15 protein-coding genes are annotated in these 18,226 nt (G+C 40.9%); 11 read left to right on the top strand and 4 right to left on the bottom strand.

Features of this window, described 5'->3' with window-relative positions; genetic code table 11:
- The first annotated feature begins 2 nt into the window (after positions 1-2).
- On the top strand, positions 3-677 hold the full coding sequence (locus tag H5163_RS07005) for a TIGR01621 family pseudouridine synthase (protein ID WP_257325926.1): 675 nt from the start codon (positions 3-5) through the stop codon (positions 675-677).
- The gene (tcdA, locus tag H5163_RS07000) at positions 678-1,478 is read left to right on the top strand and encodes a tRNA cyclic N6-threonylcarbamoyladenosine(37) synthase TcdA (RefSeq protein ID WP_182730946.1); all 801 of its coding nucleotides are present in this window, start codon (positions 678-680) and stop codon (positions 1,476-1,478) included.
- On the opposite strand, the gene H5163_RS06995 is transcribed toward tcdA, so the two are convergent.
- The 3 genes from H5163_RS06995 to H5163_RS06985 form a co-directional block, all read right to left on the bottom strand.
- Positions 1,475-1,888 (bottom strand): SufE family protein, encoded by a 414-nt coding sequence (locus H5163_RS06995; RefSeq protein WP_145233851.1) that lies wholly within the window; start codon positions 1,886-1,888, stop codon positions 1,475-1,477. The two genes, tcdA and H5163_RS06995, sit on opposite strands and share 4 nt — an antisense overlap.
- A gap of 13 nt (positions 1,889-1,901) precedes the next feature.
- Positions 1,902-3,116, bottom strand: a complete 1,215-nt coding sequence (locus H5163_RS06990; RefSeq protein ID WP_182734757.1) for an aminotransferase class V-fold PLP-dependent enzyme — start codon at positions 3,114-3,116, stop codon at positions 1,902-1,904.
- Between the two features lie 132 nt (positions 3,117-3,248).
- The gene (locus H5163_RS06985) at positions 3,249-4,535 is read right to left on the bottom strand and encodes a citrate synthase (RefSeq protein ID WP_145233855.1); all 1,287 of its coding nucleotides are present in this window, start codon (positions 4,533-4,535) and stop codon (positions 3,249-3,251) included.
- Between the two features lie 411 nt (positions 4,536-4,946).
- Between H5163_RS06985 and sdhC the strand changes: the two genes are divergently transcribed.
- The 9 genes from sdhC (at position 4,947) to H5163_RS06940 (ending at position 16,864) form a co-directional block, all read left to right on the top strand.
- Positions 4,947-5,324 (top strand): succinate dehydrogenase, cytochrome b556 subunit, encoded by a 378-nt coding sequence (gene sdhC, locus H5163_RS06980; RefSeq protein WP_145233857.1) that lies wholly within the window; start codon positions 4,947-4,949, stop codon positions 5,322-5,324.
- Entirely contained in the window at positions 5,315-5,662 is a 348-nt protein-coding gene (gene sdhD / locus H5163_RS06975) for a succinate dehydrogenase, hydrophobic membrane anchor protein (protein ID WP_145233859.1), read from the top strand. Before sdhC ends, sdhD begins: the two co-directional genes overlap by 10 nt.
- Positions 5,663-7,435: a succinate dehydrogenase flavoprotein subunit gene (gene sdhA, locus H5163_RS06970; protein WP_182734755.1), complete on the top strand. Its 1,773-nt coding sequence runs from the start codon at positions 5,663-5,665 to the stop codon at positions 7,433-7,435.
- A 10-nt stretch (positions 7,436-7,445) separates the two neighbouring features.
- On the top strand, positions 7,446-8,162 hold the full coding sequence (locus H5163_RS06965; RefSeq protein ID WP_016709644.1) for a succinate dehydrogenase iron-sulfur subunit: 717 nt from the start codon (positions 7,446-7,448) through the stop codon (positions 8,160-8,162).
- Between the two features lie 86 nt (positions 8,163-8,248).
- Positions 8,249-11,068 carry a 2-oxoglutarate dehydrogenase E1 component gene (sucA, locus tag H5163_RS06960; protein ID WP_145233864.1) on the top strand — a complete coding sequence of 940 codons (2,820 nt, stop codon included), beginning with the start codon at positions 8,249-8,251 and terminating at the stop codon, positions 11,066-11,068.
- Positions 11,069-11,071: 3 nt separating this feature from the next.
- A complete protein-coding gene (gene odhB / locus H5163_RS06955; RefSeq protein WP_182717861.1) occupies positions 11,072-12,586 on the top strand; it encodes a 2-oxoglutarate dehydrogenase complex dihydrolipoyllysine-residue succinyltransferase in 1,515 nt (504 codons plus the stop codon).
- Between the two features lie 176 nt (positions 12,587-12,762).
- The gene (gene sucC / locus H5163_RS06950) at positions 12,763-13,929 is read left to right on the top strand and encodes an ADP-forming succinate--CoA ligase subunit beta (protein WP_145233868.1); all 1,167 of its coding nucleotides are present in this window, start codon (positions 12,763-12,765) and stop codon (positions 13,927-13,929) included.
- Positions 13,929-14,801, top strand: coding sequence for a succinate--CoA ligase subunit alpha (gene sucD, locus H5163_RS06945; protein WP_145233870.1), 873 nt, complete (start codon positions 13,929-13,931; stop codon positions 14,799-14,801). Before sucC ends, sucD begins: the two co-directional genes overlap by 1 nt.
- Before the next feature lie 215 nt (positions 14,802-15,016).
- On the top strand, positions 15,017-16,864 hold the full coding sequence (locus tag H5163_RS06940; RefSeq protein ID WP_182734753.1) for a diguanylate cyclase: 1,848 nt from the start codon (positions 15,017-15,019) through the stop codon (positions 16,862-16,864).
- 42 nt (positions 16,865-16,906) lie between these two features.
- On the opposite strand, the gene H5163_RS06935 is transcribed toward H5163_RS06940, so the two are convergent.
- Positions 16,907-17,977: a DUF3083 family protein gene (locus H5163_RS06935; RefSeq protein ID WP_182734751.1), complete on the bottom strand. Its 1,071-nt coding sequence runs from the start codon at positions 17,975-17,977 to the stop codon at positions 16,907-16,909.
- Positions 17,978-18,226 lie beyond the last annotated feature (249 nt).

Genomic DNA, 18,226 nt, shown 5'->3' with positions numbered 1-18,226 from the left:
TGGTGAACACGTTCACATTACTCAAGGTTATAGCAAAGCACCTTGATTTTTATATTATAGAAAAACCTGCCGGGCTTAATTTCCATAGTGAAGAAGGCCCAGGTTTTGTAGTACTCGCTGAGCAACAACTCGCAGAAAAGTTATATGCTGTGCACCGCCTTGATAAAGTGACATCAGGGCTAATAATTTTAGCACGCAGTAGTGAAGCGGCTGCAAAGCTGACAGTTTTATTTACTGCTCATCAAGTTAATAAATTTTATTTGGCGATAAGTGATTGCAAACCGAAGAAAAAGCAAGGTTGGATCAAAGGGGATATGGCTAAATCACGCCGTAGTACCTATAAGCTACTAACAAGTAAAGAAAACCCAGCCATAACTCGCTTTTATTCTATTAATTTTAAAGCCAATAGAAGGGCATTTATCTTAAAGCCTTACTCGGGTAAAACGCACCAATTACGGGTCGCGCTAAAAAGCCTTTCTGCGCCGATTTTAGGTGATGTAATATACGGTGGTACTGCTGCTGAGCGCACCTATTTACATGCTTTTGCACTAAGTTTTGTGTGGCAAGGTAAACTACAGCAATTTAGTTTGTTACCGCATTACGATGATGAGTTTACAACATTAATTGAACATGAAAATTTTCAGCCTTGGCAGACACCATGGCAACTGGATTGGTAAATGAGTGAAAAAGTAACCGATATCCGTTTTGGTGGTATCAAAAGATTATATGGCAACACTGAATTTGAATGGCTACAACAAGCCCACTTTTGTGTTATTGGTATTGGTGGCGTGGGCTCGTGGGCGGCAGAGGCTCTAGCACGTACTGGAGTTGGTAAAATAACCTTAATTGATCTTGATGATATTTGTGCAACCAACGTGAATCGGCAAATACATGCATTAACAGGCACGGTGGGTGAAGCAAAGGTTGTCGCAATGAAGGCCCGCTGTGAATTGATCAATCCACTGTGTGAGGTCAGTGTTGTCGATGATTTTATTACTTTAGATAATATTCGTGAGCATATAAGTGGTTTTGACTATGTCATAGATTGCATTGATGCAGTAAAAGAAAAAGCGGCATTAATAGCGCATTGTAAACGTAACAAAATACCGGTGATCACCACCGGTGGTGCTGGCGGTCAAACTGATCCGAGTCAAATCACTTTTGGTGATGTAGCAAAGACCACCCATGATCCATTACTGGCAAAAGTCCGATATATTTTGCGCAAGCAGTACAACTTTAGTAGCAATCCAAAGCGAAAATTCAACATCGATTGTGTTTATTCAACTGAGCAATTGGTATATCCAAGTACTGATGGCAGCGTTTGTCATGCTAAACAGGGGGCTGATGGCTCCATGAATATGGATTGTAACAACGGTTTTGGTTCAGCGACTATGGTAACCGGAAGTTTTGGTTTTTTTGTCGCAGCAAAATCAATACGTAAATATTTAGATCGCTGCGCACGTACCGTGAAAAATTAGTTTTTCTGTTCTGCCATGGTTTGAATACGCTCAACCATGGCTTTAATACCGTTGCCTCTGGAAGGACTAAGGTGCTGGATAAGCCCTAAATGATTAAACTGTGCAAATGCGTCAGTGTTAATAGCTTGTTCAGGGGTTAAACCATTATAAAGCGACAGAATAATCGCTAATAACCCTTTTACTATACGGGTATCTGAGTCACCAATAATAACCAAGCAATTTTCTTCAAGGTCAAAATCCAAATACAGCCAAACTTTACTCTCACAGCCAGGTACAAGGGCATCGCTGGTTTTTAAAACAGCCGGCATAGCTGGTAATTGTTTACCTAGTAGCATTATTTCACGGTATTTTTGTTGCCATGATGGCGAGCTCTCAAGCGATGAAGCAATTTCTTTAAACGTTTTAATCATGTCTTATCCATAATTAGTCTAATAACTCTAAGCAATTTTGCAAAGCAGCGATAAATAAATCAACATCGCTATGGTTATTATAAAATGCAAAGCTGGCTCGAACACTGCCATTAATACCTAAATGTTGCATTAATGGCTGCGCACAATGATGACCGCTGCGAACTGCTATACCATAACCATCTAAAAGTGTTGCTATATCGAAAGGGTGTTCGTCTTTATAATTGAAACAAAGGGTACCAATATTGTTCTCAATGTTGCTATAAACGGTAATTCCTGCGATGGCTTGCAGTTTTTCTGCCGCATAATTAAAAATTACTTGTTCATGAGTATATACATTAGTCTTATTTAAACTGGTTAGATAATCGATTGCAGCTGCAAAAGCGATCACTGCAGCAATGTTTGGTGTACCTGCTTCAAACTTTGCTGGTGCCTGACGAAATATTGTTTTTGCTAATGTAACAGTTTCAATCATTTCGCCACCAGTTTGATACACAGCTAAACTATTTAATCGATCATAACGACCATATAATCCTCCTAATCCGGTCGGCCCGAGCATTTTATGAGCCGAAAAAACATAAAAATCACAACCAAGTTGAGGTAAATTTGGCTGTAAATGCAGCGCAGCTTGCGCACCATCCACTAAGGTAATTGCGTCATGGCGTTTTGCGGCATGTAATATTGGGTCAAGATCTGTGATATTACCAAGTGCATTAGACGCGTGAGTGATAGCAAGTACAGATGGCTTATGCTGACTGATGAATTCAACACATGCTTGAACATCAAAGCTGCCATTTTTTTGTAACGGAAGTGCCAGCAGCTTTGCTCCCGTGCGCTTTGCTAACTGTTGCCATGGCACAATATTAGCGTGATGCTCTAAGGCTGAAATGATGATGGTTGAATCATTATCAAGCTGCTCAGTTAAACCATTCGCAACTAAGTTTATTGCCTCAGTAGCTCCTTTGGTCCAAACTAACTCATTTGCGTCGATATTAAAATAATTGGCAACGGTCTGTCTTGCTTGTTCATAGGCGTGGGTTGCTTGTTCGCTTAAGCTATGGCGGCCACGATGAACGTTAGCATTATTACGTGCGTAAAAATGCTCAGTCGCGCTGATAACTGACAGTGGTTTTTGGGTGGTTGCAGCCGAATCAAGATAGACCAGCGGTTGCCCGTTGATGAGTTGTTTTAGGGCAGGAAAGTCTGCGCGAATTTTTTCTATATTAAACATAACTTTTCAACATCAAGCACACCAAAGCCGAATTAAAAACTGAACCGGAATTGTAATGGCTTTGTGATATTTCTCAAGGACTAGATACAAAAAAGGCCGCAAATGCGGCCCTTTTTAGCATCAACTATAAAATTAACGCTTGTCTGTTGCTACGTAATCACGGTGTGTGTGACCAGTATATAGCTGACGTGGACGGCTGATCTTATGACCAGGTTGAGATAACATCTCGTCCCAGTGTGTGATCCAACCAACAGTACGTGCCATTGCGAAAATCACAGTGAACATGCTTGTTGGGATACCAATTGCTTTTAAGATAATACCTGAGTAGAAGTCTACGTTAGGGTAAAGTTTCTTCTCAACAAAGTATGGGTCTTCTAATGCAATTTGCTCAAGTTTCATTGCAATATCTAGCAACGGATCTTGAATATTAAGCTCAGCAAGTACTTCGTGACAGGTTTGACGCATTACAGTTGCACGCGGATCGAAGTTTTTGTAAACACGGTGTCCAAAGCCCATAAGACGGAATGGGTCCGACTTATCTTTTGCTTTAGCAACGTATTCGTCGATGCGATCAACAGAGCCAATTTCTTCTAACATGTTTAAACATGCTTCGTTAGCACCGCCATGTGCAGGGCCCCAAAGTGATGCGATACCTGCGGCAATACATGCATATGGGTTAGCACCAGAAGAACCAGCTAAGCGTACTGTAGACGTTGATGCATTTTGCTCGTGATCAGCGTGAAGCATAAAGATTTTATCCATTGCTTTAGCAGTCACTGGATTAACTTTATATTCTTCAGCTGGTACAGAGAACATCATATGTAAGAAGTTTTCTGCATAGCTTAAATCATTGCGTGGGTAAACGAATGGTTGACCTACGTTGTATTTATAAGCCATCGCTGCGATAGTTGGAAGCTTAGCAATTAATTTTACAGCACTTGTTTTACGTTGTGTTGCATCAGTAATATCAAGATCTTCATGATAAAAAGATGATAATGCACCAACTACACCACATAGCATAGCCATTGGATGGGCATCAAAACGGAAGCCTTGGAAGAAGTTTGCAATTTTCTCATCAAGCATCGTGCTATGTGTGATTTGTGATGCAAAATCAGTATATTGCTCTTTAGTTGGTAATTCACCGTTTAACAGTAAATAACACAACTCAACATAATCTGAGTCTTCGGCTAGTTGTTCAATTGGGTAACCACGGTGAAGTAATATCCCTTTGCCACCGTCGATATATGTAATTGAAGATTCGCAAGAACCAGTCGACATGAAACCTGGATCATATGTGAAATGACCGTGAGCACCTAACGTACGTACATCGATTACATCCTGACCAGCAGTACCTTGGTAAATTGGAAGTTCGATTGGATCTAGACCATCAATATGGACTGTGGCTTTCTTATCCGCCATCTATTTATCTCCTATTAAGATAACAACTCTGATTGTTATGTTCTGAATCTGTTTAAGCACATCCTTTTCATTTTAACGTGAAAGAGGGGGTTAAAGTCAATTTTTATAAACATTATGCACAAATGTATAATAAATATTCTGACGGGATTAAATATTATACCATTGGCTAATTCGCAAATAGCTCTAACTAAACAAGAATTGTAAAAAGACCTTTGGCTATATATACTATCGAAGGTTTTATACCGTATTGTCTGTAGGTAAACGTTATTTTTACAGCTAATCTTTGCAAAAATGTGAATTTTAGTCGTAACAAAAAGCTTTACTTAGATAGTTCCATCAGAAAAATCGTTTTCTGGTGGGTTAAGAAAAACAAGTAGATGAGCTCCTAGTGGGCAAGATGGGCAAGTAACTGTGAAAAAGCAAAGACCTGTAAATCTAGATCTAACAACTATATCAATGCCGGCAACGGCTAAAGCATCAATTTTTCACCGCGTCACCGGTGTTGCGTTATTTTTTGCTTTAACGTTTGTCATTTGGGCTTGGTCTGAGTCTCTTTCTTCTGCTGAAGGTTTTGAATTCGTCAAGGGTCTGTTTAGCGGATTCATTGCCAAATTTATAGCTTGGGGCACCATTTCCGTATTGGCATACCACCTTATCGGCGGTATTCGTCATATCATTATGGATATGGGACATTGGGAAGAACTTGAATCAGGTAACCTCAGCGCTAAAATTGCTATGGCACTTGGCGTTGTGGCTTCTGTTCTAGCAGGGGTGTGGATATGGTTTTAAATCAAGCAACTCTAAAGCGTGATGGTGTACAAGATTATGTCTCATTACGTACCACGGCACTAGTAATTACCGCGTATGCGATTTTTATTATCGGCTACTTCTTATGTACACCAGAAGTTACTTTTGAAGCATGGCAAGGCCTGTTTTCAAACCTCGCAATGAAAGGGTTTACGTTAATTACCCTCGTTTGCATTATGGTTCATACCCGTATTGGCCTTTGGCAAGTACTGACTGATTACGTGAAAAATGCAACATTACGCGCTGTTTTAGGGTTTGTATTAAACCTTATGGCCGTTGCATACGTAGCTATTGGTCTAATCGTTTTATGGGGTGTTTAAGTGAAATATTCTGTTCGTGAATTTGATGCCGTTGTGATTGGCGCAGGTGGTGCGGGTATGCGCGCAGCACTTGCAATCACTGAATCAGGTAAAACCTGTGCGCTTATCTCTAAAGTATTCCCAACCCGTTCTCACACTGTGTCTGCACAAGGTGGTATTACGGTTGCTTTGGGTAACTCACATGAAGATAACTGGGAATGGCACATGTACGATACTGTTAAAGGTTCCGATTTCATCGGTGACCAAGACGCTATCGAATATATGTGTAAAACAGGCCCAGAAGCAATTACTGAATTAGAAAACATGGGTCTACCATTTTCTCGTTTTGAAAATGGCCGTGTTTACCAACGTCCTTTCGGTGGTCAATCGAAGAATTTTGGTGGTGAGCAAGCTGCACGGACTGCGGCTGCAGCTGACCGTACTGGTCATGCGTTATTACACCTTCTTTACCAGCAAAACGTTAAAAACAAAACCAATGTATTTTCTGAATGGTATGCATTAGATTTAGTTAAAAACGATGATGGTAATGTTGTTGGTTGTACTGCAATCGATATCGAAACCGGCGAGGTTGTTTACTTTAAATCTAAAGCTGTTGTACTAGCAACGGGTGGCGCAGGTCGTATCTTCGCATCAACGACTAATGCACACATCAATACTGGTGACGGTGTTGGTATGGCAACTCGTGCCGGCATTTCTATGCAAGACATGGAAATGTGGCAATTTCACCCAACCGGTATTGCTGGTGCGGGTACGCTAGTAACAGAAGGTTGTCGTGGTGAAGGTGGTTATCTTTTAAATAAAGATGGCGAGCGTTTCATGGAACGTTATGCACCGAATGCAAAAGATTTAGCGTCACGCGATGTTGTTGCTCGTTCAATGATGACAGAAATCCGTGAAGGTCGTGGTTGTGATGGTCCTTGGGGTCCACACATTAAGCTTAAGCTTGATCACTTAGGTGAAGAAACGCTTAATCTACGTCTTCCTGGTGTATGTGATCTTGCTAAAACATTTGCTCACGTTGACCCTGCTAAAGAGCCAATTCCAGTAATTCCTACTTGCCATTATATGATGGGTGGCGTACCAACCAATGTAAATGGGCAAGTACTACAAATCGATGCCCAAGGCAATGAGAAAGTAGTTGAAGGCTTATTTGCAGTTGGTGAGATTGCCTGTGTATCTGTACACGGTGCAAACCGCTTAGGTGGTAACTCATTGCTTGATTTAGTGGTATTTGGTCGTGCAGCTGGTAACTTCTTAGGTACATACCTAAATGATGTTGAAGTATCTAAAGATGCCTCTGAGTCAGATTTAGAAGCGTCACTTGCTCGCTTTAATCGTTGGGAAAACTCAACAATTGGTCAAGGCGAAGATCCAGTCCAAATCAAGAAAGATCTACAGCAATGTATGCAACTTAACTTCTCGGTATTCCGTGAAGGTGAGTCAATGGCAGCAGGTCTTAAAGAACTTAAAGAAATTCGTGAACGTCTGCAGCATGCGCGTCTTGATGATAAATCATTAGACTTCAACACTGCACGTATCGAATGTCTAGAGCTAGATAACATGATGGAAACAGCGTACTCAACTGCAGTCGCTGCAAACTTCCGTACAGAAAGCCGTGGTGCACACTCTCGCTTTGACTTCCCAGATCGTGATGACGAAAACTGGCTATGTCACTCTGTTTTCAATCCGGTAACGGATGAAATGAGCAAACGTGATGTTAACTATGCGCCTAAACTGCGCGAAGCATTTCCACCTAAAGCACGTACCTACTAGGAGCGAGACGATGGCACAAGTACAATTTTCTGTTTATCGTTATAATCCAGATGTTGATAACGCCCCACGTATGCAAGAATATACTTTGCAAACGGAAGAAGGCCACGACATGATGGTTTTGGATGCACTTTTATTATTAAAAGAGCAAGATCCAACGTTATCATTCCGTCGCTCATGCCGTGAAGGTGTATGTGGTTCTGACGGTGTTAACATGAATGGTAAAAATGGTTTAGCATGTATTACTCCTTTATCTACGCTACAAAAAAATGGCAAAGGTAAAATTGTAATACGTCCATTACCAGGTTTACCTGTGGTACGTGACCTTGTTATTGACATGAGTCAGTTCTACACTCAATACGAAAAAGTTAAACCATACTTAATTAATGACACGCCAGCGGCGGGTGAACGTCTTCAATCAATCGAAGAACGTGATAAGTTAGATGGCTTGTATGAGTGTATACTATGTGCATGTTGTTCAACATCGTGTCCTTCGTTTTGGTGGAATCCAGACAAGTTCATAGGTCCAGCTGGTCTTCTTCATGCTTACCGTTTCTTGGCTGATAGCCGCGATACGGCAACTGAAGAGCGTTTAGCTGATTTAGACGATGCATTCAGCGTGTTCCGTTGTCACAGTATCATGAACTGTGTTAGCGTTTGTCCTAAGGGTCTTAATCCAACTAAGGCAATCGGACAAATCAAATCAATGTTAATAAGCCGTTCGGTTTAATAATCTTGATAAATGTAAGATGGCTAATGTGAATTGGCCATCTTGTTATTACAATTAATTTCTGCGCTAAAGAAAAGGGCTTATAAATGCACGAAGGTGTGATGAAGGCATGGCTAGAATCTTCACATTTAAACGGCGGCAACGTTGCTTATATAGAAGAGCTTTATGAAGCGTATTTAGACAATGCGACTTCTGTGCCAGAAGAATGGCGAGAAGTGTTCGAACAATTACCAAAAGTTGATGGTGTGGATGTTGAAGTTAAGCATTCAGAAGTTCGTGCACAGTTTGCGGCGCTTGCGAAAAACAAGCATAGAGAAGTAGTGGTAGCAGAAGGTGGAAGCAGTGACCCTAAACAAGTCAAAGTTCTCCAGCTTATAAATGCTTTCCGTTTCCGTGGTCATCAAAATGCCAACCTAGATCCATTGGGCATTTGGCAACGTGAACGTGTTCGAGACTTAGAGCTTGAATATCATGAATTATCTAAAGCTGATTTTGACCGTGAATTTAACGTGGGATCGTTTGCCGTAGGCCGCGATACCATGCCTTTAGGTGAGTTATATCAAGCTCTAATGACCACATACTGTGGTTCTGTTGGCGCTGAGTATATGCACATCACATCAACTGAAGAAAAGCGTTGGTTACAGCAACGTTTAGAGTCAGTGCAATCACGTCCAACATTCAGTAAAGATGAAAAGTTGCGTATCCTTAAAGGATTAACCGCAGCAGATGGTCTTGAAAAATATTTAGGGGCTAAGTTCCCCGGTGCTAAACGTTTCTCACTTGAAGGTGGTGATGCATTAGTACCAATGCTTAAAGAGCTTATTCACCGTGCTGGCGAAAGTGGCCAACAAGAAGCGGTTATTGGTATGGCTCACCGTGGTCGCTTAAATGTTCTTGTCAATGTACTTGGTAAAAACCCATCAGAACTATTTGATGAGTTTGCTGGCAAGCATAAAGAAACATTAAGCTCAGGTGATGTTAAATACCACATGGGTTACTCTTCGGATTTTGCTACTAAAGGTGGCAAAGTTCATATGGCTCTTGCCTTTAACCCATCGCATCTTGAAATCGTAAACCCAGTAGTTATGGGCTCGGTTCGTGCACGTTTAGACCGTTTGGGTGACAGTTCAGGTATTAAAGCACTACCTATCACCATTCATGGTGACTCGGCAGTGGCAGGCCAAGGTGTTGTTCAAGAAACCTTTAACTTATCGCAAACAAATGCGTTTAGTTGTGGTGGTAGTATTCGCATTGTAGTGAACAACCAAGTTGGTTTTACTACAAGCAAACAATACGATGTACGTTCAACAGATTACTGTACAGACATCGCAAAAATGGTGCAATCGCCTATTTTCCACGTTAATTCAGATGACCCTGAAGCGGTTGCATTTGTTACGCAAATCGCACTTGATTTCAGAAATCAATTTAAACGTGATGTGGTTATTGATTTAGTTTGTTATCGTCGTCACGGCCATAATGAAGCGGATGAGCCGAATGCGACTCAACCGATCATGTACCAAAAAATCAAAAAACACCCAGTGCCACGTTTGATCTACGCAGATCAGTTAATGGCTGAAGGCTCGTTTACTGAAGATGAAATTAAAGCACTGGCTGATGACTACCGTAATGGTTTAGACGAAGGCAATTGTGTTGTTGAAGAAATTCAACCAGAAACATCACACTCATCTGATTGGGCTAAGTATGTTGGCCATGAATGGAGTGTTGATTACGATGCCAGCGTTCCAGTTGAAAAATTAAAAGAACTAGGTAACAAAATAGCAAGTTACCCTGAGCAATATAAAGCTCAGTCTCGCGTTAAAAAGATTTACGATGATCGCAAATTAATGGCTAACGGTGAGAAACCACTTGATTGGGGTATGGCAGAAACACTTGCTTATGCAACGATCGCAACTGAAGGTACTGATATTCGTTTAACAGGCCAAGATTCAGGTCGTGGTACTTTCTTCCACCGCCATGCAGTTGTACATAGTCAAACTGATGGGGCCACTTACACGCCTTTACAGCACTTAAGTGAAGATCAAGGTACTTTCCAAGTATTTGACTCAGTGCTTTCAGAAGAAGCGGTTGTGGCGTTTGAATATGGTTATGCGACAGCAGAGCCAACATCACTAGTACTGTGGGAAGCACAGTTTGGTGATTTTGCTAACGGCGCACAAGTTGTATTTGACCAATTCTTAAGTTCAGGTGAGCAAAAATGGGGCCGCTTATGTGGACTGACCATTTTATTGCCACATGGTTATGAAGGGCAAGGTCCTGAACACAGTTCGGCACGTTTAGAGCGTTTCTTACAGCTATGTGCTGATCACAACATGCAAGTATGTGTGCCTTCAACACCGGCACAAGTATATGCAATGTTACGTCGTCAATCAGTAAGACCACTGCGTCGCCCACTGATTGTTATGACACCTAAATCATTGTTACGTCATCCACTTGCAACGTCGTCGCTTGAAGAGCTTGCAGAAGGTGTATTCCATAATATGATCGATGAAATCGATGATATTGATGCTAAGAAAGTAGAACGCGTAGTATTTTGTAGTGGTAAAGTTTACTACGAGCTATTACAAGAGCGTCGTAAGCTTGAGCAAGAGAATGTTGCTATTGTGCGTGTTGAACAGTTATACCCATTCCCACATGATGAAATGGAAGCCATTATGGCGCGTTATCAACATGTGAAAGACTTTGTTTGGTGTCAAGAAGAGCCGCAAAACCAAGGTGCTTGGTATTGTTCACAACACCACTTTGTAGATGCAATCCCACAAGGTGCGAAGCTTAAATATGCAGGTCGTAAAGCCTCTGCTTCTCCAGCGTGTGGTTATATGTCAGTGCATACTAAAGAACAACAAGCGCTTGTCGCAGACGCGCTTACTATTGAAAATAAAGGATAAGCAATGAGCACAGAAATTAAAGTTCCTGTTCTTCCTGAGTCGGTTGCTGATGCTTCCGTTGCTACATGGCATGTAAGTGTTGGCGACAAAGTAAGCCGTGATCAGAACTTAGTAGATATCGAAACAGACAAAGTTGTTTTAGAAGTTGTTGCACCACATGATGGTGTGATCACTGAAATTTCACAAGAAGAAGGTGCAACCGTACTTGGCGACCAAGTGATCGGTATCATTGGTGAGGCTGATGCAGCTGCGCCAACTGAAGACGCAAAGAGCGAAGCTGCACCAGCTTCAGACAAACAAGAAAACGCGCCAGCGGCGCAATCAGCACCAGCATCAGAAGGTAAAGAAGTGGACATTAAAGTACCTGTACTTCCAGAATCAGTCGCAGACGCGACAGTAGCTACTTGGCATGTGCAACCAGGTGACGCAGTAACACGCGATCAAAACCTAGTTGATATCGAAACTGATAAAGTTGTTCTTGAAGTTGTTGCTCAAGAAGATGGCGTAATGGGTGAAATTATTCACGCAGAAGGCGATACAGTACTGGGTGACCAAGTTATCGGTAAAGTTAAAGCCGGTGGCGCACCAGCTGCAGCCCCTGCAGCAAAAGAACAAGCTCCAGCTGCTGATTCTAGCGATAGCTCAGACGTGTTAACACCTTCAGTGCGTCGTTTAATCGCAGAAAAAGGCCTAGATGCTTCTAAAATTAAAGGCTCTGGTAAAAATGGTCGTGTGACAAAAGAAGATGTTGATCAATTCTTGAAGTCACCAGCTCCTGCGGCGAAAGCTGAAGCAGCGCCAGCGGCACCAATGGGTGACCGTACACAAAAACGCGTGCCTATGACACGTTTACGTAAAACCATTGCTAATCGTCTTCTTGAAGCGAAAAACTCTACTGCAATGTTAACGACATTTAACGAAGTTAACATGAAACCAATCATGGATCTTCGTAAGCAGTATCAAGAAGTGTTCGAGAAACGTCACGGTATCCGTTTAGGTTTCATGTCTTTTTACGTAAAAGCAGTGACTGAAGCACTAAAACGTTTCCCTGACGTAAATGCATCAATTGATGGCGATGATATCGTATACCACAACTATTTTGATATCAGCATTGCGGTTTCTACGCCACGTGGCCTAGTGACTCCAGTACTAAAAGATTGCGATAAGCTATCTGTTGCTGAAATCGAAAAAGGTATTCGTGAATTAGCACTTAAAGGTCGTGATGGTAAGTTAACACTTGACGACATGACTGGTGGTAACTTCACTATCACTAACGGTGGTGTGTTCGGTTCGTTACTATCAACACCTATTATCAACTTACCGCAGTCTTCAATTTTGGGTATGCATAAAATCCAAGACCGTCCAATGGCTGTGAATGGTAAAGTTGAAATTCTTCCTATGATGTATTTGGCATTATCTTATGATCATCGCCAAATAGATGGTAAAGAATCTGTTGGCTTCTTAGTAACAATTAAAGAGTTACTTGAAGATCCAACTCGTTTATTACTGGATGTTTAATTCAGTAGTATAAAATATAAGCTGTGAGTCATATTCACAGCTTTTTTTTTGCGCCTTTGGTCGTACTGGGGTTTTCATGTTAAGCCTTGGGATCTATACTAGGTGCGCAATTTGGGATAGCTGTCTATTTATAAAAATAGTCAGCTCTTTTAGTATAAAAAATTGGATAAAGCATCATGAATTTGCATGAGTATCAGGCAAAACAACTTTTTGCCGAATATGGTTTACCAGTTTCTCAAGGTTTCGCTTGCGATACACCTGAAGAAGCTGCAGCAGCTGCTGAGAAAATCGGCGGTGATATGTGGGTTGTTAAAACTCAGGTTCACGCAGGTGGACGTGGTAAAGCTGGCGGTGTAAAGCTAGTTAAAACTATCGACGAAGTTAAAGCGTTTGCAGCTAACTGGTTAGGTAAAAACCTAGTTACTTACCAAACAGACGAGAATGGTCAGCCAGTTGCTAAAATTTTAGTAGAAAGCTGTACTGATATCGCCAACGAATTGTACTTAGGTGCAGTTGTTGACCGTGCATCTCGCAAAGTTGTTTTCATGGCGTCTACTGAAGGCGGTGTTGAAATTGAAACTGTTGCTGAAGAAACACCAGAGCTTATCCACAAAGCAGAGATCGACCCATTAGTAGGTCCTCAAGCTTACCAAGCACGTGAACTAGGTTTTAAATTGGGTCTTAACCCAGTACAAATGAAACAGTTCGTACAGATCTTCATGGGTCTTGGTAAAATGTTTACTGATTTCGATTTCGCACTACTTGAAATCAACCCGCTTGTTATCACTGATGAAGGTAACCTTCACTGTCTTGACGGCAAAATCGGTATCGATGGTAATGCACTTTACCGTCAACCTAAAATGCGTGATTTCCACGATCCATCACAAGAAGATGCACGTGAAGCACATGCAGCAAGTTTTGAACTTAACTACGTTGCATTAGACGGTAACGTTGGTTGTATGGTTAACGGTGCAGGCCTAGCAATGGGTACTATGGACATCGTAAACCTACACGGTGGTAAGCCTGCAAACTTCCTGGATGTTGGCGGCGGCGCGACTAAAGAACGTGTATCTGAAGCATTCAAAATCATTCTTTCAGATGACAACGTTAAAGCTGTTTTAGTTAACATCTTTGGTGGTATCGTTCGTTGTGACATGATCGCTGAAGGCATCATTGGCGCAGTTAAAGAAGTTGGCGTAAACGTACCTGTAGTTGTACGTTTAGAAGGTACTAACGCTGAGCTAGGTCGTGAAGTTCTTAAGAATTCTGGTCTAGATATCATTGCTGCTGAATCACTAACAGACGCGGCTGAAAAAGTTGTTGCTGCTGCGGAGGGCAAATAATGTCTGTATTAATCAATAAAGATACAAAAGTTATCTGTCAAGGTTTCACCGGTGGCCAAGGTACTTTCCACTCAGAGCAAGCGCTTGAGTACGGTACACAAATGGTTGGCGGTGTAAGCCCAGGTAAAGGCGGTCAAACGCACCTTGGTCTTCCAGTATTTAACACTGTACGTGATGCTGTAGAAGCAACAGGTGCAACTGCATCAGTTATCTATGTACCAGCACCTTTTTGTAAAGATGCTATCTTAGAAGCAATCGATGCGGGCATCGAGCTAATCGTTTGTATCACTGAAGGTATCCCTACACTTGATATGGTTGACGTTAAAGTTAAACTAGATCAAACAGGTACTCGTATGATCGGTCCTAACTGTCCAGGTGTTATCACTCCTGGTGAGACTAAGATTGGTATCATGCCTGGTCACATCCACAAACCTGGTAAAGTAGGTATTGTTTCTCGCTCTGGTACTTTAACGTACGAAGCTGTTAAACAAACTACAGATGCAGGTTTCGGTCAGTCTACCTGTGTTGGTATTGGTGGCGACCCAATTCCTGGTACTAACTTTATCGACGTTTTAGAAATGTTCGAAAAAGATCCACAAACTGAAGCGATCGTAATGATCGGTGAAATCGGTGGTACTGCAGAAGAAGAAGCTGCAGAGTACATCAAAGCTAACGTTACTAAGCCTGTTGTTTCTTACATTGCTGGTGTTACTGCACCAGAAGGTAAGCGTATGGGTCATGCTGGCGCAATCATCGCTGGCGGTAAAGGTACTGCTGATGAGAAATTTGCTGCATTAGAAGCTGCGGGCGTAAAAACTGTACGTTCACTTGCTGATATCGGTAAAGCACTTAAAGAAAAAACTGGCTGGTAATAACCTGCTATGTTTTGAAAAAAGGCTCACTTAGTGAGCCTTTTTTTTGCCATTATTTATAAAGTATTATGTTTAGATAATGATAAATTTCCGAATCTCTAGCTGTTTATTTAATAATAAAAATCAATAGCTTGTTTCAATAAACTCTACTGGTAATAATCAAAACTGCCGTTATAATGTGCGATTGCTTTTTATCATTGGAAGATCTAGCAGTAATGCGAATAATTTATTTTACAGTCTACCTTGTATGCTTTTGTTGCTCTTTCAATTTATTTTCATCTACTTCATTTCGTACCGCATTTTTAGTAACCGAACAACGCGCATTAGCTGAACCAAATCAGTTGATCGAAGAATTAGTTATTACACAAGCAGCTCAGCGTATTTCTACCACTGAACACGCTTATAATAATACTTTGTTAGCGCGGCTGTATTTATTTAAAGGTGATATCGCACGCTCACAAAGTTACTTTGAACTTGCCCAACAACAACTGCCTAAAGACGATGATTGGATCCAAGGTTATTGGTTAATGTATCGGAGTGTTTTTTCTTTAGAAGAAGGGCTGTTACCTGAAAGTATTAAACAAATCCGCTTAGCACAAAATGCCTTTATTCAAGCAAACGATTTAGAGATGTTGGTACAAGCTGAGTCAATTGAAGGGGCTCTGTTGCTCTGGCAAGAGGAATACCCTAAAGCAATAGAAATTATCGAAAATGCCTACATTGAAGCCAAAACTGCGAATATGTCATCAACTACCATGCTTTATGTTTATGATAGTTTAGCTGCATATTATTCGACCATGTCACTATTTGAGAAAGGTGAGCAATATGCAGTTTTAGCACGCGATCTCGCCAGTAAAAACGGCAATGTTGTCAATGGTTTGCCTGTTATCTATATCTTATGCATGACATATGAGCGCGCCGAAAAACTTGATTCAGCGGCGGTTTGTTATGAAGAAATGATAATGTTATCAGCAATGGTAAAAGCACCGCGCTATCTTTTTTTAGCGCCAGCTGGTAAAGCAAATGTCGCTCTGAAGCAAAAAAAATATTCGCAAGCGTTGCAACTACTATACTTGGCTAAAAGTTATGTCAATAAAGTGATTGTAAATCCAGCGCATATAATTGCGTTAAATAATGGATTTGCTAAAACTTTCTTAGCATTACAGCAACCAGAGCAAGCACTTGAATATATTCAAGCATCAGAGTTATTGTTGACTGATTACGATAGGCCGCTTAATAACCGTTACAGCCGGAATACACTCAGCTTAAAGGCGCAAAGCCTAGAACAATTAGGTCGTTTTGCAGAGGCTACTAATGCACTGAAGTTATTGATTAAGCTTACAGAGCAAGCAAAAGAAACAACGCAGCAGAAACTCGAGCAAGAAGCACGCTCACGATTTGAATCTACTCAACAAGATATCAAATTGCAGTTGGCTGAAGAGAAATTAAAATACCAACAAATTACTTTAGATAAGTTAGCTAAAGAAGGACAGTTACAAGCAGCCTATTCTGTTATTGGTATATTAGCGATATTAAGCATTACAATTTTCGCATTAAATCAACGCAAAGCATATTTACGAAGCCAACGCAGAGCAAATACAGATCCACTCACTGGAGCTCATAACCGTCGCTATATTCTCGATTTTATTGCAGCGCAACTTATCGGGAAGCAACAAAACTTTTCAGTTTCAATTTTAGATATTGATCATTTTAAACAAGTAAATGATCAATATGGTCATGATATCGGTGATCAAGCCCTAATTGCTTTTAGCGCGTTACTTACAGAGCAGTTAGCTGATACTGAGTATCAATTTGCTCGCTTTGGTGGTGAAGAGTTTATTGTGGTAATGCCAAACTTAACACTTGCACAAGGGCATGATTTTATCGGTAACTTATGCATTTGTTTAAAATCGTTAAGCTTGACCGATAAAAAAATCACTTTAACAAGCAGTGCTGGTGTAGCACAAATGCAGCCAGGACTCGCCCTTAATACGTTATTAAAAGTTGCTGACACAAACCTTTACCATGCTAAAAATACTGGCAGGGATAAGGTCTGTAGTTAACCTGAACTTAGCTTAAGGGGTTCATTATCGACAAGCTCGCTATTATAGATAATGATTGATATGTTGAAAAAATCGCACAGTGATATCTTGGCGCTCTATATTAATAAATAATGGTTCGATGAGTGTACGGATCACACTTTCAACTTGATTCATAAACCGACCGTGGCCAATTCCTTGTTCGTCTTTTTCACTGGCAACAATAACAAAATGCAGTGAATCTACTAGTTTTTCATCATGCCAATAATGACTATATTGCGTTTTTTGATCGTCGGTTGAAAAACTTAGCTTTTGCAATTCATGATTGCCATCGTTGTTATCAGTCTTACTGTTTCTAATTATTGGCATCGTACCATTTGCTATCATCGCCGCTAAATGTAAATTTTTGGCGGCGCATTGCTTAATAAATGCGTCATAAAAGTGCTGGTAAAACTCTGTGAATGTTGGCTTATTAAGTAAATGATGAAACTGAGTTTTAATAGTACGTGTTATTGGGATCGCAAATGTCGTATAGGTCATCTCATTATGTTCTGCAGGGAGTGTACAATGGCGGCTTTGGTAGCGAGGGTAGAGTCCTCTGAGTTTATAACCGTAGCTTTCTTTACATCCTTTCGCTTTGGCGAACAAGTCATAGGTTAAATGTTGATGATCACGCACTTTTATTGCTGCTTCATCGATCAATAATGTGCTTTGTAGGTATTCGAGTACTTTTTTAACCCGAGTATGGAATATGGCAGCATTCGCACGCAAGTCTTCACCAGTAGCAAGGAAGAGTAAGCGAATTTTTTTACTGGGTTTGCTGCTGTCGTAAATGCATTTATGCGCTTCATGGTAACGCGGGTTATAAAAGAATAAAATTTGTTTTTCTGTTTGTAAACAATACGACTCTTCATGAAACCTAACAACGGGGAGCTTATCGTTTGCTATCAAATGTACATTGTGTAGCTCGTATTCATCACATGAAGAGAATAGCTGTCGTGCTAAACGTTCATAACATTGCTGTATATTACTAAAACGTGCGTATAAATCGGCACTGGGTACGAACTCCGCTAAGATATATTGGTTTGCGCGTGCAGTAGTTGGGATATAAACGCGATGCTGTGAAAGTGAAGCCATTATTTTCTCCTTAAAAGAATTACTTTAATGACGTCACTGTAGCTTGGTTGAATGACTGTTTTATTGCGCTAGAACAATTTATCGTCATTAAGAGATTAAATAACAACCCAGGCGTGGTTCTTTAGCTAGTATTTTCCGCTAAGCACACAATATGTAATAAACCCGCATCTATTACTGTATGTTAAGGTTTGTTTTTATAATATACCCAAACCACCTCAATATGCAGAATTCAGCGTTTCACAGGGGCTT

Source organism: Pseudoalteromonas sp. SG44-8 (assembly GCF_014164125.1).
GTDB classification, from domain to species: Bacteria; Pseudomonadota; Gammaproteobacteria; order Enterobacterales; family Alteromonadaceae; genus Pseudoalteromonas; species Pseudoalteromonas rhizosphaerae.
This window is presented reverse-complemented; position numbering and strand designations above follow the sequence as displayed.